The sequence below is a fragment of the Alishewanella sp. BS5-314 genome (assembly GCF_025377695.1).
Taxonomy (GTDB): domain Bacteria; phylum Pseudomonadota; class Gammaproteobacteria; order Enterobacterales; family Alteromonadaceae; genus Alishewanella; species Alishewanella aestuarii.
In genome coordinates this window covers 135001-157202 of record NZ_JACEHJ010000002.1, presented here as the reverse complement: position 1 = coordinate 157202, position 22202 = coordinate 135001, and the positions used below count along the sequence as shown (strand labels likewise).

Genomic DNA, 22202 nt, shown 5'->3' with positions numbered 1-22202 from the left:
CTTTGCTGATGCTAACGCCGGCTCTGCACCTTAAACTGCTGACCGTCATGGTCAACCACAATAGTGCTACCCGGCAAAAAGTTGCCTTGTAATAACGCCTGTGCCAGTGGGTTCTCCAGATACTGCTGAATAGCCCTTTTCAGCGGCCTTGCACCATATAAGGGGTCAAAGCCAACTGCCGCCAGTTTCTCCAGCGCCGCATCACTGACTTCCAACTGGAAGTCTCGTTGCTGTAAGCGCTGCCGCAACCGCTGCAACTGGATACTGGCAATTTGTTTAATTTGCCGGTCATCCAGCGGATGGAATACCACAGACTCGTCCAAGCGGTTTAAAAACTCCGGCCGGAACTGCCTGCTCAGCACATCCATCAACATGGTCTTCATTTCGGCATAGCTGTATTCACGATAATGCTCCTGGATCAGATCCGATCCCAGATTCGAGGTCATGATGATCACGGCGTTTTTAAAATCCACCGTCCGTCCCTGACCATCGGTCAGACGACCATCGTCCAACACCTGTAATAAGATGTTAAAAACATCGGGATGGGCTTTTTCAACCTCGTCCAGCAGGATCACTGAGTAAGGCTTACGTCTGACCGCCTCGGTCAGATAACCGCCCTCTTCATAGCCAACATAGCCCGGCGGTGCGCCAACCAAACGGGACACCGCATGTTTCTCCATAAACTCCGACATATCGATCCGCACCATCGCATCCGGACTGTCAAACAGGAATTGCGCCAGCGACTTGGTCAGCTCGGTTTTCCCTACCCCGGTTGGCCCGAGGAATAAGAAAGAGCCAATAGGTTTGTTTGGATCAGATAAGCCGGCACGCGAACGGCGGATTGCATTTGCCACCGCACTGACCGCCTCATGTTGCCCCACCACTTTATCGTGCAGAGCCTCTTCCATCCGTAACAATTTGTCACGCTCGCCTTCCAGCATTTTACTCACCGGAATGCCGGTGGCTTTTGACACCACATCCGCAATTTCCTGATCGGTCACCTTATGCCGCAACAGCGTCATTTCCTGCATTTCCGCCTGCGAGGCTAAATCCAGCTTTTTCTCCAGCTCTGGAATGCGGCCATACTGCAACTCAGACATCCGTTGCAGATCACTGGCCCGCCGTGCGACTTCCAGGTCCAAGCGAGCTTGCTCCAGATCGGCCTTAATATACTGGGTGCCCTGCAATGCCGCCTTTTCGGATTCCCATACCTCGTCCAGCTCGTTGTAACGTTGCTCCAGCTCATCAATTTGCTCACGAATACTATCGCGACGCTTTTTGCTGGCCTCGTCGGTTTCTTTTGCTAAGGCATTATCCTCCAATTTCAACTGGATAATACGTCGCTCTAAGCGGTCTAACTCTTCTGGTTTGGAATCCATCTGCATCCGGATACTGGAAGCTGCTTCATCAATTAAATCAATGGCTTTATCCGGTAACTGCCGATCACTGATATAACGGTGTGACAGTGTTGCTGCCGCGACGATCGCCGGATCGGTGATTTCTACCGCATGGTGCAGTTCATAACGCTCTTTCAAACCACGCAGAATCGCGATGGTATCCTCAACCGTTGGCTCCTCCACCAAAACTTTCTGGAAACGCCGCTCCAGCGCTGCGTCTTTTTCAATATATTTGCGATACTCATCCAGGGTGGTGGCACCAAGACAGTGCAACTCACCGCGCGCCAGCGCTGGCTTTAGCATATTGCCGGCATCCATAGCACCATCCGCCTTACCGGCGCCAACCATGGTATGAATTTCATCAATAAACAGGATGATCTGGCCTTCTTCCTTGGCAACTTCGTTCAGTACCGCTTTTAACCGCTCTTCAAATTCACCGCGATATTTGGCCCCTGCCAGTAGCGCGCCCATATCCAGTGATAATACCCGCTTATCTTTTAAACCTTCAGGAACTTCTTTATTAACAATCCGCTGCGCTAAACCCTCTACGATGGCGGTTTTACCGACACCGGGTTCACCAATCAATACCGGGTTATTTTTAGTGCGTCGTTGTAATACCTGCACGCAGCGGCGAATTTCTTCATCCCTGCCAATCACCGGATCCAGCTTGCCGGACTCTGCCCTGGCGGTCAGATCAATGGTATATTTGCTCAGCGCCTGACGGGTATCTTCCGCATTGGCATCATCCACCTTCTGACCAGCACGGATTTGCTCTATCGCAGCACTGACCTTGTCTTTAGTTATCCCCAATAACTGCAGAATGCGGCCCAGCTCTGATTTGTCCTCAGTCGCTGCCAGCACGAACAGCTCACTGGAGATAAACTGATCTTTACGCTTTTGCGCCAGCTTATCGCACTGTTGCAACAGCTGAGCTGTGGCTGCAGATAGCTGTAAGCTACCGGCATCACCTTCTACTCTTGGCAGACGCTCTATCGCCTGGCTGACTTTTGAGCGCAGTTCATTAAAGTTTACCGCCAGCTTATTTAATAATTCGCGTACGGTGCCGCCTTCCTGATTCAGTAAGGCAAACATAATATGTACCGGCTCTATAAACTGTTGATCACGCCCCAGTGCCAGCGATTGCGCATCAGCAATAGCTTCCTGAAACTTACTGGTGAATTTATCTAAACGCATTGGCAGGCTCCCGCTCTTACCCTAACTATGATGTGTAGTAAGATTGGGCGCTGCTGTGGATTTTTCAAGCAGCGAACGTCAAAAAATTGACTTGCATCAACTTAGCACGGCTAACTCAGGGTTCTAACCAGATTGCACTGGCCTGGCGGCCGGTTTCACCATCACGCCGGTAGGAGAAAAAACGTGCTGAGTCAGTAAAGGTGCAATACTCTGCACCATAGATGGCTCTGACTCCGGCCCGCTGCAGCCGCAAACGTGCCAAAGCATAGATATCTGCCAGATACTTGCCGCCAGCTGAGCCGGTAAAAGCGGCTGCAGCCTCTGGCATCATCGCCACAAAGGCCTGACGTACCTCAGCGCCAACTTCAAAAGCCGCCGGCCCAATTGCCGGACCGAGCCAAACCAATAACTCAGCCATCGGCGCCTGAAACTGCTGCAGGCTTTGTTCAATCACCCCGCCAGCCAGACCACGCCAACCGGCGTGCACAGCAGCAACTTCAGTACCGGCTGTGTTACAAATTAACAACGGCAAACAGTCTGCTGTCATCACCAGACAAACCTGGCGTGGCTGTCTGCTGTAGCTGGCGTCTGCTGTCGGTAACGGCGCTGGTGAGTGCTGCGGTAAAGTTAGCACCTGATTGCCATGCACCTGATTTAGCCAAACCGGAGCGGCCGGCAGCCGGGCCAGTTGTGCAAAACGCTGGCGGTTAGTGCTGACGTTGACAGCGTCATCCCCAACATGCCCACCAAGGTTCAAACTGGCGTATTGTCCGACGGATACCCCGCCAAGCCGGGTTGAACTAACAGCTTTAACACAAGCTGGCGCCGGCCAGTCAGGGTACAGTAACTCAGATGGCAACTCCGATGGCAACTCAGATGGCAGATCAGGGCGCATAACGTTAATCAGGTCCATACTTTGACTTACACAAAGTCCATACCGTGTAACTGGGTATCGGCTTTTAAAGCGGCATTCAGTGCCACCATATCGTCCGGCAATGGCGCATGCCACTCCAGCAACTGGCCGGTTATCGGGTGCGCCAGTTTAAGCATAATGGCATGCAGCGCCTGGCGTTTAAAATTACGCATTAACTGCAATAACTGTTCGCTGGCCTGGCGTGGCGGTCTGGGCCGGCCACCATATACCGGATCGCCAACCAGAGGATGACTGATAAAGGTCATATGTACGCGGATCTGATGCGTCCGGCCGGTTTCCAGCCGCAGTCGCAGGCGGGTATGCGCCCGGTACTTTTCCATCACTCTATAGTGGGTGACAGCCGGTTTACCATTTTCATTAACTGCCATCAGGGTTCTTTTAGTCTGGTGCCGACCGATCGGCTGTTTTACGGTACCGCCGCCGGTCATAGTGCCGTAACAGACCGCTTCATATTCACGGGTAATTTCCCGCGCCTGCATCGCATCGACCAAATGCGTTTGCGCTGGTATCGTTTTCGCGATGACCATCAGGCCGGTAGTGTCTTTATCCAGCCGGTGTACTATTCCGGCACGGGGAACTTCTGCAATACCCGGGCAGTGATGTAACAAGGCATTGAGTAAGGTACCGTCCTGATTGCCTGCTCCCGGGTGCACCACCAGACCGGCAGGCTTATTGATCACCAGAATATGTTCGTCTTCAAACACGATATCCAGGGCGATCGGCTCGGCGTCAAAACGTTCTTCTTCCGGCAATTCAGCCAGAATATCGATTTGCTCCCCACCCAACATTTTCTGCCGCGGAGTGGCACAAGGCTCACCGTTTACCTGCACGCTATTGGCCAGGATCCACTCTTTTATCCGCGAACGCGAATAATCGGGGAACATTTCGGCCAGAACCTGATCTAAGCGCTTACCAAAAAGGTGCTCAGGTACGATTTCTGAAAGTTTTAGCTGTTTTGTCATAACGGAAGCAGTTATCCTGTGTGCAACCCCGCGATATCTGGGGTAGAATCGCATGAGCGGGTATTTTAACGATTTTACGCCGGACTAGACAGCCATTTAGCCGAAGTAGTAACGGATTTTTACATGAAACTAAAATTTATTCTGATAGCCCTGTTAGCTGTGACCCTCACCGCCTGTGCCGGAAAACCTAAAGAAGCACAAGTTACCTCCAATCAAACGGCGCAAGCGATGTATCAGCAAGCCAAGGATGTACTGGATGCAGGCCTTTATAACCGCGCTATTGAACTGTTAAAAGGGGTTGAAAGCCGCCATCCGTTCGGCCCCTTGGCCCGGCAAGTACAGCTGGATTTAATTTATGCCTATCACCAGGCTGGCAATCTGCCGCAAGCGCTGGCAACCATTGACCGTTTTATCCGGTTGAATCCGAATCAACCGGATTTGGACTATGTATATTATATGCGCGGTTTAACCAACCTGAAGGCAGATGAAAACGCCTTTCAGGAATTTTTTGGCATTGACCGTGCCGATCGCGATCTGGCCAGCACCCGGCAGGCGTTTGATGATTTTCGTATCCTGTTAACTAACTATCCGGAAAGTAAGTATGCTGCCGAAGCCCGGGCGCGGATGGTTGCGATTAAAGATAAGCTGGCCCGGCACGAGTTACTGGTAGCAGATTACTACCTGCGCCGCGGTGCCTTTCTCGCGGCCGCCAACCGGGGTAAATATGTTGTTGAGTTTTACCGTGACTCTCCGCTGGTAGAGCAGGCTCTGGAGATTATGGTAGAAAGTTACGATAAATTAGGGCTGGATAAGCTCAGAAGTGACACCGAGCAGGTATTACGGCTTAACTTTCCACAGAATCGCCGCTTCCGCTAAGCTCAGGTAATTACACTAAGTAATACCCTCAATACAAGCGCCTCTGCCTACGCAGAGGCGTTTTGCTTTATAGCGCTTCCAAGGCCTCAGCCAGGCGTGCCACAGCGACCACTTCCATCCCGGCAATAGGTTCCTTCGGTTGATTAGCCAGCGGCACTATCGCCCGTTTAAAACCATGCTTCGCGGCCTCTTTCAGTCGTTCCTGACCACTGGGCACCGGCCGGATCTCACCTGCTAATCCCACTTCACCAAATACCACTAAATCATTCGGTAATGGCTTATCCCGAAAGCTGGAGACTAACGCCAGTAAGGTCGCTAAATCAGCGCTGGTTTCATTAACCTTGACCCCACCGACAACGTTAACAAACACATCCTGATCCGCCATCTGGATCCCGGCATGGCGGTGCATCACTGCCAGTAACATCGCAATCCGGTTTTGCTCCATCCCCAGTGTCACCCGTCGTGGATTATTCAGTGGCGAATAGTCAACCAACCCTTGAATTTCTACTAAAAGCGGTCGGGTACCCTCCCATAGCACCATAACGATACTGCCGGATTGATCTTCCTTACCACGGGTCAGAAAGATCGCGGAAGGATTCTTTACCTCCTTCATCCCCTGGCCAGTCATCGCAAACACCCCTAATTCGTTGACCGGACCAAAGCGGTTTTTATGGCCGCGCAAGGTGCGGTAGCGATTGTCAGCGTCACCATCCAGCATCACTGAGCAATCGATACAATGCTCTAATACCTTAGGCCCGGCCAGAGATCCATCTTTGGTTACATGCCCGACCATGATAATAGCGATATGATGCTGCTTGGCGAAGCGGGTTAAATACGCCGCGCTTTCCCTGACCTGTGACACACTGCCCGGTGCCGACTGAATATCAGCCAGATGCATCACCTGAATTGAGTCAATCACCATAATGCGCGGCTTTTCCTGCTGCGCCAGCTGACAGATAGTTTCGACGTTCGTTTCAGCCAACATTTTCAATTCAGACATCGGCAATCCCAGGCGCTGCGCCCGCATCGCAACCTGCTGCAACGATTCTTCCCCCGTCACATACAGTGCGCCCCCCTGTGCGGCCAGGCCGCACATAATTTGCAGTAACAAAGTACTTTTTCCGGCACCAGGGTGACCACCGATCAGGATCGCAGAGCCCGGTACTATGCCGCCGCCCAGCACCCGGTCAAACTCAGCAAAACCTGAGCTAAAACGTGGTACATCCTGCAAGTCGACCTCATCCAGTCGCATCACACGCGCCACGGTCGCACCGGCATAACCACCCAGCCGACTGCTACCGGCTTTCACCGCCCCCAACCGGACTTCGCTGATACTATTCCAGGCACCGCATTCAGTACACTGCCCCTGCCAGCGCATAAAGTCAGCACCACATTCATTACACACATATGCCGTTTTACTTTTTGCCATTCTTACTCCAGGTATTATTGGAAGGCACGGATATTGCTTTTAAAACTTATTAAGCTAGTTTAACCTTATTATAACCGGACGCTGCCATATTTTTGGCAACTGAATCATCAGACTATGACGTCAACAGACCTTCAGGCATATCAGGGTATTATCACCAGACTTCGCGGCATGCTGGACTTGAGCGAGTTTGAGCAGACTTTTGCTTCGGTGACCAATGGTTTACCCAAATCCAAGCAATTTCTGCTGCGAATGGAACTCAGACGTCTGGCCCAGCCCTGCAACTACTACATCGATTTGCGTGGTCATGTGGACGGAGATGTAAAGCCTTACGAATATCGGGGCAAAACCCATTATCTGGATGATCAGGCGCGGCAAATCTTTGAGCAGGGCCTGGAAGCTTACGGTAAATATACGGTCGGCGTTTATGAAGAAGTAATGAATGCTGACAATAATTACCGGGTCAGACATCGGAAAGAAACTGACGAGCATATTCGCCATACACTACAGAACCTGCGCAAAGGTCCTCAGTTGCCTGAGCCCTCGCCTGCCGAGTCCTTTACCACGCCAGAGGATAATGCAGCACCCTCAGCGCATCGGTTTATCCGCTTCGGACACTACATTAGCCGGGCAGAGGAGCGGATGAACTTTAGCATTGAGGTGGAGATAAAACACCCCGATGGTAATAGCACCGCTATGACCACCGACCTGTCAGTATCGGGTTGCCGCTTGAAAGTACCCTTCGGGAAAACCGCAATGGCCGGCGATGTGGTCCGATTGGCACTGACCGGGCTAGAGCGCGAATATGCACTGGATTTGGTGGATACTTTGCAATATCAAATCCTTGAGATCAAAGAGCAGGATAAACATGCCTATTGGCGCCTGAAACGTCTGGAGCCGGAGAGAAATCCGGCATTCAATCAGTTTCTACATAGCTTTATTCAGGGCAATAAAAGACGTTATAAGCTGAATCTGGACAATATTCTCGACGGCGCCCTGACCAAAGGCTATGAGCAATACTACCTGCCCCGGCTACAAGGCCTGCCGGTTTTCCTGACCGTTGCCGAGGGTAGCCTGGCCAGTCGCTTTGCATTGACCAGCGACTATAGCAGAAGTATCTGGCACTATTTTATCGACGAGCAACAACAATCGGTACTGGGTCAGGTACTGAATGCCCGCAGACTCAAACAGCTGCTGAATAATAGTGAGCGCAGCGCAACCCTATACTGCTTTACCCATGCCGCTAAGGGAAAATTGTATTTTTATACGGCATTAGCCAGTGAACTGGCAGCTTCCAGCGAGCTGCGGCAGATGTTCTGGGGCTTCGGTGCTGGTAAACCGAGCTGGCGGGTATTTCAGTTAAGTTTAATGTCTGTGGCGGCAGAGGATGCGACCAGCAAATTTGCTTTGCCGGGAGAGCATGGGTTAGTCCAACCCTCCCCACTAGTAGCCAGTATGCTAAGAGATGTGCGTTATATGATTACGCTGGCGGATATCAGTAGTGCCTCGCAGCGGCATTATTACGCCGCGTATCGCTTTGACAGCACTAAGCTGGCCGCTCTCAATCAATTTGGCCTGAGCAAGGCCGGCAAAGTTGTCACCTGTGAAGCGATACCGGTTCACTATGTCAATTTACGCAGTGAATCACGTTACCTGTATAAAACTCAGGTTTTACTGCGCACCAGAGTGGATGACACCCCGATACCCGCTTACAGTCGCGACTTCTCTGCCGGAGGCTTGCAGCTGGAAACAGAAATAGCGGTCGATTTTAAAAAAGGCGACGTATTACTGGTGGATTTACCTGATCTGCAAAAAATTACCAGCAAATATCAGCTCAGTGCCCTGCCTTACGAAGTGATAGCGGTGAGTAAAAACCGGACTATTATCAATCTAAAAGCCGCTAAGACGGAATCACATCTGGGCCGACAATTTTTTAGCCAGCTGATCCAAAGTAATCGCAGCAAACTGACCGTAGCGCAGGAAACCCCAAAATATCCTGGTCTATCCGAAGCCTTGCGCAATATGTATCTGCAAAGCTGCAAATCGCTGGTACTCTATGTCCATCGTTATGGGCTGCGGCACGATATCGCCGTTGTGGGTTGCGGGAACAAAGGCAATCAATTACAGGCCTTGTTGCAATTGCCACAGCAACAGCCCGCATCCGCGCCACTGAGTGTCCTGACGAAACATCCACTCCTGGAGCTAAAATTAGCCGAAAAGCTAAAGCAGATGAAACGACAGGATCCACCGTTTCATTACGAACTCTATCTGACAGTGCAACAAAACGACGACGGTAGCTTGCAACTAAGTAGCGACTTTGACTTTGAATTTAATTCGGCGGCGGAGCTGAAGCAGCACCTTGTCGATGCACTCTCGGCACATACGTTGTTAGGGTTCCGTTGCTCACTGATCCGTGCAGGTAAAATGGATCCGGAGTATTTGGCCAGGGAGCTGAATTACATCAGTATTTATGCCATTCATAAAGCCAGGGTGCTGGAAGAAGAACTCTGGCATGTCGAGGGCGTAATTGAAGGTTTTGATATTTCATCTGAACTGGTTAACCGCTTGCAGCCGGAAGCTGCACAGCAGCAGGAACTGCAGCGACAGTTTATTCTGCAGTCACTAACTGAACAAGCCAGTTTACCAACTCTGTAAAATGTTCTGCTTTAGCAGCCGCGGCAGTCAGCATCGAAATATGATCATAAGGGTGCTGATAGCCATTCGCGCGGCTTAGTAAGGTATAGCGCCCCTCTGACTGAGCAGCTTCGTGCATAAAAGCCTGCACATCCTGCGGATGGCCGAGCAGTTGGTCATGTTCCGCAGCAAAATGCCACAGCGGCGGCCAGTTTAGTTGCTGACAGGCTGCCTGATAGTCAAAACCATCACTACAATCAACAAAGGGAGCGCCCTTGATCCAGCGTACCGTATCACACAGGAATTGCGTGGGTTCATCGTCAGCACCAAAACGCCAGCGTTTAGCGGGCACATAACCATAGCGTTGCCCCAGCCAGGGCGCCAGGGTGTTCCAGCAAAGGTCGATTTTTAATTTTCGCGCCAGGCTGTTCACACTAATCACTCTTTTGGTACCAAAACAGACCTTAGCCAGCACTTTGTCCGCCAGCTCAGGAAATCGCGCCAGACTGGCCGCTGCCAGCACGCCGGCCCAGGAGTGGCAAATCAGAATGACTTTCTGCTGATGTTGCTGGTAAACGTAATTCAGTAGCGCCGGTATATCCCGGCAAATCATTTGTTGTTGATCCTGCTGCAAGCCTTCAACTAAGCTCGGCTGTGATAAGCCCCGACCAGCAAAGTCAGCGGCGTAGCCAATAAACCCCTGCTCCGCTAGAAAGCAAGCCAGGCCTTTACCGTTCTGGCTGTAAAAAATCCGGCCATTCTCTACCGCACCGTGCAGATATAATACCGGCGCCAGAGGCGTCGCTACCGGCTGTAGCTGCCGCAGATGCAAGCGGTAAGGTGGCAGCTCAAGAAACAGCGAGCTTTGCTGATGGTTCACGGACAATCCAACAGGTACAGCAGTTGTAATAAGGAGCCTGTAGTAATCGCCGCGTTTGCCGCCGCCTGCACCTTCGGCTTAGCATGAAAAGCGACACCTAGCGCAGCCTCGGCCAACATCGGTAAATCATTGGCGCCATCACCAATAGCAACGGTCTGCGATGGCGCTATCTGATAACGCTGCGCCAGTTCAGTCACAACTTCAGCTTTGCGTTTCGCATCAACAATATTGCCAAGTACCCGGCCGGTTAATTTACCGTCAACGATTTCCAGCTGGTTAGCAAAGGTCGCACTCAGGCCAAGCCGCTGCTGTAGCGCCTCGGTAAAATAGGTAAAACCCCCGGAGGCAATGGCAAGCTGCCACTGATGCTGTCTAAGTTGCTGCACCAACTCCGTTAAGCCCGGCATTAACGGCAGTGTTTGTAATACAGCGGCTAATACCGACTCTGGCGCACCGGCTAACGCCTTAACCCGCGCTAACAGACTTTGCGCAAAATCCAGCTCGCCGTTCATTGCGCGGGCCGTAATCGCAGCCACTTGCTCGCCGACACCCGCCAAAGCGGCAATTTCATCGATACATTCGATTTCAATCGCCGTGGAATCCATGTCCATCACCAGCAAGCCGGGTTTGCGTAACGTCGGCTGCTGCGCCAGATAAACCAGCTGACAGTCGTGATCAAGGGCTAAACGACTGAGTAACGCCGGCGTAGGCTGATAAGTCAAAGGCAGGTGTAACCGCAGTGCTGCCGGCAGCGCCGGATGCGGTTTACTCAGGCTAAGCGTGAAGATACCTGATGGTAAGGCGAGTGCCTGCGCCAGGGTGCTAAGTAGTTCCCAACTGAAGTCACGGCCAAAACAAAGCAGTACCGGCAATTCGGGTTTAGGCGCAGCGACTTTCACCTCGCTAAACTGACCGGCATGCCAGTTAAGGTGACACTGCCCACCATAGGCTGTAACTAACTGCAGTGGCGTGAGATCATTGAACGGATTGGGCTGTTCTGATGAGTTCAAGTTAAATCCTGTATTTTACTGTCTGTATTTTATTATCTGTGCTGTATTGTCTGAGCTTTACCTATTGCGCTGTGACAGCCGCTCGCCTTAGCAGACAAAACGGTTAAATCTGTACGTATCTGTGCTTATCTGTACACAACTTTACTTTTCTGTACTTGGAGCAGCAGGCATGGCATCCTAGCGCCTATTCAAGCGAAACGGTATTATCGTTAAGAAATATGCAGCACCATAGCTTATCCGCTAACCCTTCTTCAAGTGTTATTACACTGCTACAGCTGGCGCTTGCTGTACTTGGGATCTGGTTTATTCTGCACAGCTGGAGTAGTGCCAGGGCGGAAGGACAGCAGGTACTACAACAGCAAAACCAGCTGCTGATGCGTGAGACGCTGAGTGCGCTGTCTCATACCGCCGGCTACTTACTGGAAAATGATCAGCTGGAAGGCTTGCAGCAACTGACACAACATATTGCAGAAAATCCGTTTCTGCATGATGTGGTGGTTTACGATGCCAACGGTGTGCGCCTGAGCTGGTCTGAAGCTAATACGCCGGCGCGTTTACTGTATAGCCCGGATCAGGCATTACCTTTGATCCCAATGGTAGAAGAAATCCGGGTTAATCAACAATTGCTCGGCTACATTAAGGTGAGCCTGTTACATGATAAAAACCTGTTCCCGGGTTATGATTTCTGGCAACAACTGATGCAACAGATGCTGGGACTGTTTTTGTTGACTGCCGCCATCGGCATGTTGTTAAAACGCAGCTTTTACCGTCTGACCAGCCGCTATCGTCAGCTGCCGGTCAAGCAGCAAACCTGAGTTACCGTCTCAGCGGCTTAATCTCAGCACTGTCAGGCTATTCTGCCATAGCGCCGTAGCAAGATGCTCTGGTGGCTCTGGCCGCAAATTACATAAGCTTTCAAACACCCGTCGTAATTGTGCCGGCGTATTGGTTTGCCCCTGAAAGCCAGAAAGCGGCATTGCCGGTGCATCCGTCTCTAGCACTAAGGCCGCAAGCGGCAGCTTTGATACCGCTTTACGGGTTTTCTCCGCACGCTCGTAAGTGATAGTGCCACCGATACCCAGTTTAAAACCCTGCTCGATAAAGGCCATCCCCTGCGCATAACTGCCTGAAAATGCATGCAGGATGCCGCCAGCGGCAAAACGTTGCCGTTTTAACTCCGCCAGCAGTTGCACCTGACTTTTGCGATGATGCAGGATCACCGGCAGATCCAGGCGGTTAGCCAACGTCAGTTGGGCACTAAATAGCTGCTGCTGCAGCTCGAAGGTGTCGCTATCCAGCGCAAAATCAAGGCCAATTTCACCTATCGCAGCTACCTGCCCGCGGTGTTGTTCCAGTAAGTCAGCCAGCTGTGTCACCTGCTGCAAGTTATGCTGCGCCGCCCACCAGGGATGAATGCCCAGCGCAATCTGCCAGGCGGGTTCTGTGGCGCGTAATTGTAGCAAGCCAGACCAGGCAGTCGCCGAGACCGCCGGGATCAATAACGCTTGCACGCCGGCCTGTTGTGCCTCCTGCCAGTGTTGTTGCTGCTGCGGTGCAAGCTGTGGTAAATCAAAATGGCAGTGGGTATCAAAAAGCACCAAGCCGCCTGACTCCGGCTGGCTTGGGTTGTATGTCGCAGAGTCTGGCAAGATCATGGCAAGTTACGGACAGAGCCGCTCAATTTGCCAACTGCCATCTGCCTGACGCTGATACATAAAGCGATCGTGTAAGCGGTGTTCGCCGCCCTGCCAGAATTCTATTTTCGACGGCTTCACCAAAAAACCGCCCCAAAACGAGGGTAACGGCACTTCGCCATGCTCAAACTTATGTTTTATCTCGGCAAACTTTTGCATCAGGGCGTGCCGGGTCGAAATCGGCCGACTTTGCTCTGAGGCCCAGGCCGCCAGCTGACTTTCTTTGGGTCGTGACAGAAAGTATTTTACTACCTGACTGCTGGGTACGCGCTCGGCGGTGCCGTAAACAATCACCTGGCGCTCCAGTGGATGCCAGGGAAAGTGCAGACTGACCTTCGGATTAACCGCCAGCTCAGAGGCTTTACGGCTGCCAAGGTTAGTATAAAAAGTAAAACCGCTGCTGTTGACGTCTTTTAACAGCACCAGCCGTTGCGACGGCTGGCCTGATGCATCCACCGTCGCTACACACATTGCCGTCGGATCCGGCAATTCAGCAGCAATCGCATCTTTTAGCCATTGCTCAAATTGCACTATCGGATCAGCAGCCAGATTATCCGCATCCAGCTTATCTTTGGTGTAACTACGGCGGATATCATCAATTTTCATCTTACATACGCTCCATCACCTCAATACCCAGCAGGTCCAAACCTTTGGCCAGCAGGCGGGCACTGATAATACTGAGCATTAAACGGCTATCCCGCTCAGCAGGATCAACGCCATCTTTCAGGATTGGGCAGGCTTCATAGAAGGTCATAAATAAACTGGCCAGTTCGTACAGGTAGCTACAGAGCAAATTCGGTTGAGCATCCTTCATCACCTGCTGCAGCGTTTCTTCAAAGCGCAGGATTTTCACCGCCAGCAGCCTTTCCTGCTCTGCAGTCAGTACGATAGGCGCTTGGAAGCTGTCTGCAACCTCAGCTTTACGCAAAATGCTGCGCACCCGGGTGTAAGCGTATTGCAGATAAGGAGCCGTGGCGCCTTCAAAAGCCAGCATCGCATCCCAGCTAAAGATATAGTCACTGGTGCGGTTCTTCGACAGATCAGCAAATTTCACCGCGCCAATCCCCACTTTACGGGCGATTTCGGTGATCTCCTGCTCCGACAGCTCGCTGGATTTTTCCCGCACCACCGCATCCGCCCGCACCACGGCCTCTTCCAGTAGTTCAGCCAGCTTGACAGTGCCGCCGGTACGGGTTTTAAATGGCTTACCATCTTCGCCCATCATGGTCCCAAACGGGCAATGATCATAAGCGGTGTCGGCACGCAATAAACCAGCTTTACGGGCCGTTAGTTCAACTTGCTTAAAATGCAGCGCCTGGCGGGCATCGGTAAAGATAATAATCCGGTCCGCCGCCAGCTGTTGGCTGCGATACTGACACGCAGCTAAATCAGTGGTGGCATACAGGAAACCACCGCCGGTTTTCTGAATAATAAAGGGCGATGGCTTGCCTTCTTTATCGGCCAACTCGCTTAAAAACACCACCAGCGCGCCCTGATCTTCAACCGCAATGCCAGCTGCAACCAGTTGGTCAACAATAGGCTGTAGCATCGGGTTGTAGGCGCTTTCCGGTTTGATATCGGCATCGGTCAGCGTCACATTCAGCTTCTGATAGACTTCATTACTGTGCTTAACCGAGGTATCGATAAAGAGTTGCCACAGTTTTTGACAATGTGCATCACCGCTTTGCAGTTTCACCACGTAGTCTCGGGATTTATCCGCAAAGCCGGCTTCATCATCAAAACGCTTTTTCGCCTGACGGTAGAAGTCCTCCAGGTCGGCCAGCGCGACGCTTTCCAGATCCACGCCCTCGGCCAGTTTATCTTCCAGATGCGCAATCAGCATCCCGAACTGGGTGCCCCAATCCCCCATATGGTTTTGCCGGATCACTTTATCACCCCAGAACTCCAGGGTACGAACCACGGCATCGCCGATAATGGTCGAACGCAAATGACCGACGTGCATTTCCTTCGCCAGGTTTGGTGCCGAGTAATCCACCACTACGGTTTGTGGTTGCGGATTCGCGCTGACGCCCAGGCGGGCATCACTGGCGGCTTTGGCTAATTCGCCGGCCAGCCACTCGGGCTTTAAGGTCACATTAATAAAGCCAGGCCCCGCGATCTCAACCTTGCTGGCCAGGTCATCCAGGGCTAACAAGGCAACCAGTTGCTCAGCCAACTGGCGTGGGTTGGTTTTTAACTGTTTAGCGGCGCTCATCGCGCCATTGATCTGGTAGTCACCAAATTCCGGCCTAGTGCTTTGTGTCACCGCCGGATTGGTCTCAGCCGGCAAGCCTAACTTAATAAAGGCGTCCTGAGTTTTATTGGCTAAAAGCTGTTTAATATTCATTACTTAACCTGTTAGTGTTCACGGGTTTTGAAGAATTTGATCTTCGGATAACGCTCCATCGCCAGGTTAAGGTTAACCATGGTCGGTGCAATATAGGTCAGGTTATCGCCACCATCCAATGCCAGGTTACTGCTGGCTTTGTTCTGGAATTCCTGCAGCGCTTTAGCATCATCGCAATAAACCCAGCGCGCCGTGCTGACGTTGACGCTCTCATACAAGGCATCAACGTTATATTCTGATTTTAAGCGATGCACCACCACGTCAAACTGCAGTACGCCAACGGCACCGACTATCAGATCGTTATTATCCAGCGGCCGGAACACCTGTACTGCGCCTTCTTCTGACAGCTGAACCAGGCCTTTTAATAATTGCTTTTGTTTCAGCGGATCACGCAGCCGGATGCGGCGGAACAATTCCGGGGCAAAGTTCGGGATACCGGTAAACTGCATATCTTCGCCAGTGGTAAAGGTATCACCAATTTTGATCGTACCATGGTTATGCAAACCGATAATATCACCCGGATAGGCTTCTTCCAGATGCTCGCGGTCGCCAGCAAGGAAGGTTAAGGCCTGCGGGATCAAAATATCTTTACCAATCCGGACATGCCGTACTTTCATACCTTTTTCATACTTGCCCGACACGATACGCAGGAAGGCGACGCGGTCGCGGTGCTTCGGATCCATATTCGCCTGGATCTTAAATACAAAACCGCTAAAGCCGCTCTCTGTTGGCTCAACCTTACGACTGGTGGTTTCACGCGCCTGGGGTGCCGGCGCCCAAGCCGTCAGGCCATCCAGCATATGGTCAACGCCGAAGTTACCCAAGGCTGTACCAAAGAATACCGGTGTTAATTCACCTTTTAAAAATAACTCGCGGTCAAATTCATGACTGGCGCCCTGCACCAGTTCCATTTCGTCCCGCAATTGTTGCGCGAAATAGCCAAGACGTTGATCCAATTCAGGGTTATCAATACCTTTAATGATATCGACATCCTGAATGGTATGGCCAAAACCCGATTTATAAAAAATGACCTCATCGCGTAGGATATGGTAAACGCCCTTAAATTCCTTACCCGAACCAATAGGCCAGGTAATAGGGGCGCAGGCGATTTTCAACACACTTTCCACTTCATCCAGCAAATCAACCGGATCGCGGATATCCCGGTCCATTTTATTCATAAAGGTCAGAATAGGTGTATCGCGTAGCCGGGTAACTTCCATCAACTTGATGGTGCGATCTTCAACACCTTTGGCGCCGTCGATCACCATCAGGCAAGAGTCTACTGCAGTCAGGGTGCGGTAGGTATCTTCCGAGAAATCTTCGTGACCAGGGGTATCCAGCAGGTTTACCAGGCAGTCTTTATAAGGAAACTGCATCACTGAGGTAGTAACCGAGATGCCCCGCTCTTTTTCCATCTCCATCCAGTCTGAGGTGGCATACTGGCCGGATTTTTTGCCTTTAACGGTACCGGCTTTTTGAATAAGTTGCCCGAATAACAACACCTTTTCGGTGATAGTAGTCTTACCGGCATCCGGGTGCGAGATAATAGCGAAGGTTCTGCGGCTGTCAACTTCCGCAATAAAGGCTTGATTGGTCATAATTTCCGTAACTAATAGCGCTGAAAACTTTTGTCGCAGCTGTATTGGTAAATGCCGGCTATTATAGCAGCCGTAACGGCTCACTCACAGCATCTTGAACAGCAAGCAGCTGTTACAGCGGTAATGCCATTAAAACGGCGGCTTCACGACCCGCGGCATTAACGTAATAATTGGCGCGGCGGCCGGTTTCAATGAAACCATACTTTTGATACAACTGAATAGCATGCTTTGCTGATTCTCTCACTTCCAGCCAGGCGTCCAGCACCTGACGTTGCTGGCACTGGGCGATAAAATGCTGCAGCAGCTGAGCCCCCAGCCCCTGCCCTTGCGCATCTACCCGCACACAGATATTAAACAGTTGCGCTTCGACTGCGATATGCTGGCCAAAATAGAAACCCTGTAATTGTCCCTGCAGATAGATACCAAAACTAAAGTAACGCTCGCTAAAGCAAGAGGCGAATACCTTCTCTGACCATGGATACGGATTGGCAGCCTGTTCAATCAGATAAAGTTCGGCTATCTGTTTAGGCTCTAACGGGCGGATCTCAGTCATTGATATAATCACCCAGCAGTGCCCAGAGTGCACGTTTTTGTTGAGGAGTAAATTGGAACTGGGGATCGAGCAGTAATTGTTGCTGCTGCACGCTAAACGCATTCTGTTGCGCCGCTATGCGGTAACCTTGCAAAGAGGTCAGCGTCAGACAGGTTTCCAGATCAGCAACTAGCTGGCCACTCAAGCTTTCACCAGCTGATGGCAGAGCCTTTTCCGGCATAGCGAAAAAACCTTGCTTCGGCTGCAATGGCTTAATACCAAGTTGCTGTAACAGTAATAATTGAGTTGAATTAAGATTTGTCATATCAGGAAGTGGCAGGGGCAGAGGGATTCGAACCCCCAACCATCGGTTTTGGAGACCGCTGTTCTACCAATTGGAACTATGCCCCTAGCGTTGGAGTCGCCATTATACAAAGAAGCCAACAAAGGTAAAGCAGAAAACTGCAAAGCATTATTCAAGTGCATACAAAACATACATTATGTGCGATTAAACTGCACCTTAGCATGCTGCTCTGAGCGCTGCAATGCTGGTTAACCGGATTGCGAGAGCGGTGTAGTTAGGTATTGGCATTAATTCGTATGGCTTTGCAGATAGAGGCAGCTTGGTCTTAGTTCGATGTGTCATTGATGGCGCGGATATGGCTCGTTGTTATTGGTCTGCTTTGCTGTCTCGCTTGCGTGTCTTTATCACTATCGCAGGATGGCTCCGGTACGGCGGGCGTACCGGAGTCTGAGTGTGGTGTATGCGTTTAGTTTGGCGCTTTGTTCAGAAGCCGCTTGGTCACAGTGCGGTATGTCATTGATGGCACGGATATAGCTCGCTGTTATTGGTCTGTTTTGTCTTCTCGCTTTATCTCTTCTATTACCATCGCAGGATGACTCCGGTACGGCGGGCGTACCGGAGTCTGAGTGTGGTGTAAGTGTTTAGTTTGGCTCTTCGTACAGAGGCCGTATAGTCGAAGTACCGTCTCCCATGGCGACAAAACTGCCGGGAGCAGTTTTGGACTGCCGAAGGCAGGTCGCGAAGCGATGCAGGCCAGGAAGGCCTGCACAATGCCACCAGCGCAGCGCTGTGGTTGAGACGCGCCCGGAAATAGCGAAGACATGGAGCTATTTCAGCGTCGAAAGCGAGGCCCTGGGATGGCCGAGCCGGAAGAGCGCGCCATGGAAGGTGCGCGGCATGCGAGAGCAGTGCGCCGCTGGTAGGCCAGCCCCGCAGGCGCTTCAATGCAAAAAAGCCCACCCGTTAGGGTAGGCCTTTTGCTTGAATGAGGTGCCTTCATGCCCCTCGCAGAGCTCGGGGCGTTCAGCCGGCGCCAAGCCAAACTGTTGGCTTGGCGTCTCCCGGCTTCACTGTACTACTTCGCATGGTATCGCCCTGCTCGAGCAGTACACCGCGTCAGAATCGCAGCCAATAAAAAAGCCCCACTCTTGCGAGTAGGGCTTTTCTATTGAATGAGGTGCCTGGCGGTGTACTACTCTCGCATGGCGAATGCCACACTACCATCGTCGCAGCTGCGTTTCACTTCTGAGTTCGGAATGGAGTCAGGTGGTTCCACAGCGCTATTGCCACCAGGCAATAACTGGTTTGTCTGTTCTTTAACTTAGCAAGCTGATTGTATGCACACTGTATTCACTTTTATACGCTTTTTCGCGTAAAACATCTTGGGCGTTGTATGGTTAAGCCTCTCGGGCAATTAGTATGAGTTAGCTCAACGCCTCGCAGCGCTTCCACACCTCACCTATCAACGTTGTGGTCTCCAACGACCCTTTAGTACCCTCAGGGGGTAAGGGATAACTCATCTTGTGGCCGGCTTCCCGCTTAGATGCTTTCAGCGGTTATCCGTTCCGAACATAGCTACCGGGCAGTGCCATTGGCATGACAACCCGAACACCAGCGGTTCGTTCACTCCGGTCCTCTCGTACTAGGAGCAACTCCACTCAATTATCCAACGCCCACGGCAGATAGGGACCGAACTGTCTCACGACGTTCTAAACCCAGCTCGCGTACCACTTTAAATGGCGAACAGCCATACCCTTGGGACCGACTTCAGCCCCAGGATGTGATGAGCCGACATCGAGGTGCCAAACACCGCCGTCGATATGAACTCTTGGGCGGTATCAGCCTGTTATCCCCGGAGTACCTTTTATCCGTTGAGCGATGGCCCTTCCATACAGAACCACCGGATCACTATGACCTACTTTCGTACCTGCTCGACGTGTCTGTCTCGCAGTTAAGCTGGCTTCTACCATTACACTAACCGTACGATGTCCGACCGTACTTAGCCAACCTTCGTGCTCCTCCGTTACGCTTTAGGAGGAGACCGCCCCAGTCAAACTACCCACCAGACACTGTCCGCAATCCCGATTCAGGGACCTACGTTAGAACATCAAACATACAAGGGTGGTATTTCAAGGACGGCTCCACCAGGACTAGCGTCCCAGCTTCAAAGCCTCCCACCTATCCTACACATGTAGGGTCAATGTTCAGTGCCAAGCTATAGTAAAGGTTCACGGGGTCTTTCCGTCTAGCCGCGGGTATACGGCATCTTCACCGCAATTTCAATTTCACTGAGTCTCGGCTGGAGACAGCCTGGCCATCATTACACCATTCGTGCAGGTCGGAACTTACCCGACAAGGAATTTCGCTACCTTAGGACCGTTATAGTTACGGCCGCCGTTTACCGGGGCTTCGATCAAGAGCTTCGCTTGCGCTAACCCCATCAATTAACCTTCCGGCACCGGGCAGGTGTCACACCCTATACGTCCACTTACGTGTTTGCAGAGTGCTGTGTTTTTAATAAACAGTTGCAGCCAGCTGGTCACTGCGACTCTCATATGCTTACAGCGCAAGGCCTTCACACACAAGAGCGTACCTTCTCCCGAAGTTACGGTACTATTTTGCCTAGTTCCTTCAGCCGAGTTCTCTCAAGCGCCTTGGTATGCTCTACCTGACCACCTGTGTCGGTTTAGGGTACGGTCACCAATACCTGAAGCTTAGAGGCTTTTCCTGGAAGCAGAGCGTCAGCAACTTCGTCACCGTAGTGACTCGTCTCGTGTCTCAGTCTTAGAGAAGCGGATTTACCTACCTCTCCAACCTACGCACTTTCACGCGGACTACCAACGCCGCGCTTGCCTAGCTTTCTCCGTCCCCCCATCGCAGTATTGGCCGGTACGGGAATATTAACCCGTTTCCCATCGACTACGCCTTTCAGCCTCGCCTTAGGGGCCGACTCACCCTACCCTGATTAGCATGGGATAGGAACCCTTGGTCTTTCGGCGGGGAAGTTTTTCACTCCCCTTATCGTTACTCATGTCAGCATTCGCACTTCTGATACCTCCAGCTATCCTCCCGGACAACCTTCGCAGGCTTACAGAACGCTCCTCTACCACTCATCCATAGGATGAATCCGCAGCTTCGGTGGATGATTTTAGCCCCGTTACATCTTCCGCGCAGGCCGACTCGACTAGTGAGCTATTACGCTTTCTTTAAAGGGTGGCTGCTTCTAAGCCAACCTCCTAGCTGTCTATGCCTTCCCACATCGTTTTCCACTTAATCATCACTTTGGGACCTTAGCTGGCGGTCTGGGTTGTTTCCCTTTTCACGACGGACGTTAGCACCCGCCGTGTGTCTCCCGAGTAGTACTCACCGGTATTCGGAGTTTGCATGGGGTTGGTAAGTCGGGATGACCCCCTAGCCCAAACAGTGCTCTACCCCCGGTGGTATTCGCTCGAGGCGCTACCTAAATAGCTTTCGAGGAGAACCAGATATCTCCGAGCTTGATTAGCCTTTCACTCCAAGCCACAAGTCATCCCCTACTTTTTCAACAGTAGTGGGTTCGGTCCTCCAATTAGTGTTACCCAATCTTCAACCTGCTCATGGCTAGATCGCCCGGTTTCGGGTCTACACCCTGCAACTATTTCGCCCAGTTAAGACTCGGTTTCCCTACGGCTCCCCTATTCGGTTAACCTCGCTACAGAATGTAAGTCGCTGACCCATTATACAAAAGGTACGCAGTCACCCAACAAAGTGGGCTCCCACTGCTTGTACGTACACGGTTTCAGGTTCTATTTCACTCCTCTTACAGAGGTTCTTTTCGCCTTTCCCTCACGGTACTGGTTCACTATCGGTCAGTCAGGAGTATTTAGCCTTGGAGGATGGTCCCCCCATCTTCAAACAGGATACCACGTGTCCCGTCCTACTCGTTTTCACTATAAAGGTGTTGTCGTGTACGGGGCTATCACCCTGTATCGCTCAGCTTTCCAGATGATTCCACTAACACCAATCTAGCTTAAGGGCTAGTCCGCGTTCGCTCGCCGCTACTGACGGAATCTCGGTTGATTTCTTTTCCTCGGGGTACTTAGATGTTTCAGTTCTCCCGGTTTGCCTCCTTAACCTATGTATTCAGTTAAGGATAGTGAGTAAACTCACTGGGTTTCCCCATTCGGATATCTACGGTTCAGCGCCTCTTACCGGCTCCCCATAGCTTTTCGCAGGTTAGTACGTCCTTCATCGCCTCTGACTGCCAAGGCATCCACCGTGTACGCTTAGTCACTTAACCATACAACCCCAAAATGTCTTCAAAGTCGTACAGTGTGCTTGCGTCACAATCCTTCCGCTTGAGTTCGGAAGTATGCTTAGCTTGTTTTATTACTATCAGCTTGCCAAATTGTTAAAGAGCAGTTTGAGATAAACT

Annotated in this window: 15 protein-coding genes, 1 tRNA gene and 2 rRNA genes; 3 read left to right on the top strand and 15 right to left on the bottom strand. The window is 51.6% G+C overall.

The window, feature by feature from the left end:
* Positions 1 to 11: 11 nt before the first annotated feature.
* The 3 genes from clpB to rluD all read right to left on the bottom strand — a co-directional run bounded on the left by clpB (position 12) and on the right by rluD (position 4487).
* Positions 12 to 2591, bottom strand: a complete 2580-nt coding sequence (gene clpB / locus H1D31_RS05200; RefSeq protein WP_261256684.1) for an ATP-dependent chaperone ClpB — start codon at positions 2589 to 2591, stop codon at positions 12 to 14.
* 115 nt (positions 2592 to 2706) lie between these two features.
* The gene (pgeF, locus tag H1D31_RS05195) at positions 2707 to 3486 is read right to left on the bottom strand and encodes a peptidoglycan editing factor PgeF (RefSeq protein ID WP_261256681.1); all 780 of its coding nucleotides are present in this window, start codon (positions 3484 to 3486) and stop codon (positions 2707 to 2709) included.
* A 26-nt stretch (positions 3487 to 3512) separates the two neighbouring features.
* A complete protein-coding gene (gene rluD / locus H1D31_RS05190) occupies positions 3513 to 4487 on the bottom strand; it encodes a 23S rRNA pseudouridine(1911/1915/1917) synthase RluD (RefSeq protein WP_261256679.1) in 975 nt (324 codons plus the stop codon).
* Positions 4488 to 4610: 123 nt separating this feature from the next.
* Between rluD and H1D31_RS05185 the strand changes: the two genes are divergently transcribed.
* Positions 4611 to 5363, top strand: a complete 753-nt coding sequence (locus tag H1D31_RS05185) for an outer membrane protein assembly factor BamD (protein WP_261256676.1) — start codon at positions 4611 to 4613, stop codon at positions 5361 to 5363.
* A 67-nt stretch (positions 5364 to 5430) separates the two neighbouring features.
* On the opposite strand, the gene radA is transcribed toward H1D31_RS05185, so the two are convergent.
* The gene (gene radA / locus H1D31_RS05180) at positions 5431 to 6792 is read right to left on the bottom strand and encodes a DNA repair protein RadA (protein WP_261256674.1); all 1362 of its coding nucleotides are present in this window, start codon (positions 6790 to 6792) and stop codon (positions 5431 to 5433) included.
* Positions 6793 to 6906: 114 nt separating this feature from the next.
* Here radA and H1D31_RS05175 point away from each other — a divergent pair, with 114 nt between their 5' ends.
* Positions 6907 to 9444 (top strand): PilZ domain-containing protein, encoded by a 2538-nt coding sequence (locus H1D31_RS05175; protein ID WP_261256671.1) that lies wholly within the window; start codon positions 6907 to 6909, stop codon positions 9442 to 9444.
* On the opposite strand, the gene H1D31_RS05170 is transcribed toward H1D31_RS05175, so the two are convergent.
* Positions 9398 to 10303 (bottom strand): alpha/beta hydrolase, encoded by a 906-nt coding sequence (locus H1D31_RS05170; protein WP_261256669.1) that lies wholly within the window; start codon positions 10301 to 10303, stop codon positions 9398 to 9400. The two genes, H1D31_RS05175 and H1D31_RS05170, sit on opposite strands and share 47 nt — an antisense overlap.
* Entirely contained in the window at positions 10300 to 11313 is a 1014-nt protein-coding gene (serB, locus tag H1D31_RS05165; RefSeq protein ID WP_261256668.1) for a phosphoserine phosphatase SerB, read from the bottom strand. Before serB ends, H1D31_RS05170 begins: the two co-directional genes overlap by 4 nt.
* 218 nt (positions 11314 to 11531) lie before the next feature.
* Between serB and H1D31_RS05160 the strand changes: the two genes are divergently transcribed.
* Positions 11532 to 12128 (top strand): AhpA/YtjB family protein, encoded by a 597-nt coding sequence (locus H1D31_RS05160; protein WP_008609811.1) that lies wholly within the window; start codon positions 11532 to 11534, stop codon positions 12126 to 12128.
* A gap of 9 nt (positions 12129 to 12137) precedes the next feature.
* Here the strand turns inward: H1D31_RS05160 and H1D31_RS05155 are convergent, their stop codons facing one another.
* The 9 genes from H1D31_RS05155 to H1D31_RS05115 all read right to left on the bottom strand — a co-directional run bounded on the left by H1D31_RS05155 (position 12138) and on the right by H1D31_RS05115 (position 22067).
* On the bottom strand, positions 12138 to 12911 hold the full coding sequence (locus H1D31_RS05155) for a TatD family hydrolase (protein ID WP_261256664.1): 774 nt from the start codon (positions 12909 to 12911) through the stop codon (positions 12138 to 12140).
* 63 nt (positions 12912 to 12974) lie between these two features.
* Complete coding sequence (gene pdxH, locus H1D31_RS05150; RefSeq protein ID WP_065955833.1) at positions 12975 to 13613, bottom strand: pyridoxamine 5'-phosphate oxidase; 639 nt, start codon at positions 13611 to 13613, stop codon at positions 12975 to 12977.
* 1 nt (position 13614) lies between these two features.
* The gene (gene argS, locus H1D31_RS05145) at positions 13615 to 15354 is read right to left on the bottom strand and encodes an arginine--tRNA ligase (RefSeq protein ID WP_261256661.1); all 1740 of its coding nucleotides are present in this window, start codon (positions 15352 to 15354) and stop codon (positions 13615 to 13617) included.
* 11 nt (positions 15355 to 15365) lie between these two features.
* Positions 15366 to 16952: a peptide chain release factor 3 gene (gene prfC, locus H1D31_RS05140; protein WP_008949815.1), complete on the bottom strand. Its 1587-nt coding sequence runs from the start codon at positions 16950 to 16952 to the stop codon at positions 15366 to 15368.
* Between the two features lie 112 nt (positions 16953 to 17064).
* Entirely contained in the window at positions 17065 to 17505 is a 441-nt protein-coding gene (gene rimI, locus H1D31_RS05135; protein WP_008949816.1) for a ribosomal protein S18-alanine N-acetyltransferase, read from the bottom strand.
* Entirely contained in the window at positions 17498 to 17809 is a 312-nt protein-coding gene (locus H1D31_RS05130; RefSeq protein ID WP_008949817.1) for a hypothetical protein, read from the bottom strand. Before H1D31_RS05130 ends, rimI begins: the two co-directional genes overlap by 8 nt.
* Before the next feature lie 9 nt (positions 17810 to 17818).
* Positions 17819 to 17895, bottom strand: a tRNA-Trp gene (locus H1D31_RS05125).
* Positions 17896 to 18967: 1072 nt separating this feature from the next.
* Positions 18968 to 19082 (bottom strand): 5S ribosomal RNA (gene rrf / locus H1D31_RS05120).
* Between the two features lie 99 nt (positions 19083 to 19181).
* A 23S ribosomal RNA gene (locus tag H1D31_RS05115) occupies positions 19182 to 22067 on the bottom strand.
* Between the last annotated feature and the right edge of the window lie 135 nt (positions 22068 to 22202).

Excerpts from the sequence above, each read along its gene's own strand:
- argS (WP_261256661.1), bottom strand. The coding sequence starts at position 15,354 with ATGAATATTAAACAGCTTTTAGCCAATAAAACTCAGGACGCCTTTATT.
- pdxH (WP_065955833.1), bottom strand. The coding sequence starts at position 13,613 with ATGAAAATTGATGATATCCGCCGTAGTTACACCAAAGATAAGCTGGAT.
- H1D31_RS05175 (WP_261256671.1), top strand. The coding sequence starts at position 6,907 with ATGACGTCAACAGACCTTCAGGCATATCAGGGTATTATCACCAGACTT.
- radA (WP_261256674.1), bottom strand. The coding sequence starts at position 6,792 with ATGGCAAAAAGTAAAACGGCATATGTGTGTAATGAATGTGGTGCTGAC.
- rimI (WP_008949816.1), bottom strand. The coding sequence starts at position 17,505 with ATGACTGAGATCCGCCCGTTAGAGCCTAAACAGATAGCCGAACTTTAT.
- H1D31_RS05130 (WP_008949817.1), bottom strand. The coding sequence starts at position 17,809 with ATGACAAATCTTAATTCAACTCAATTATTACTGTTACAGCAACTTGGT.
- clpB (WP_261256684.1), bottom strand. The coding sequence starts at position 2,591 with ATGCGTTTAGATAAATTCACCAGTAAGTTTCAGGAAGCTATTGCTGAT.
- prfC (WP_008949815.1), bottom strand. The coding sequence starts at position 16,952 with ATGACCAATCAAGCCTTTATTGCGGAAGTTGACAGCCGCAGAACCTTC.
- H1D31_RS05160 (WP_008609811.1), top strand. The coding sequence starts at position 11,532 with ATGCAGCACCATAGCTTATCCGCTAACCCTTCTTCAAGTGTTATTACA.
- H1D31_RS05185 (WP_261256676.1), top strand. The coding sequence starts at position 4,611 with ATGAAACTAAAATTTATTCTGATAGCCCTGTTAGCTGTGACCCTCACC.
- pgeF (WP_261256681.1), bottom strand. The coding sequence starts at position 3,486 with ATGCGCCCTGATCTGCCATCTGAGTTGCCATCGGAGTTGCCATCTGAG.
- rluD (WP_261256679.1), bottom strand. The coding sequence starts at position 4,487 with ATGACAAAACAGCTAAAACTTTCAGAAATCGTACCTGAGCACCTTTTT.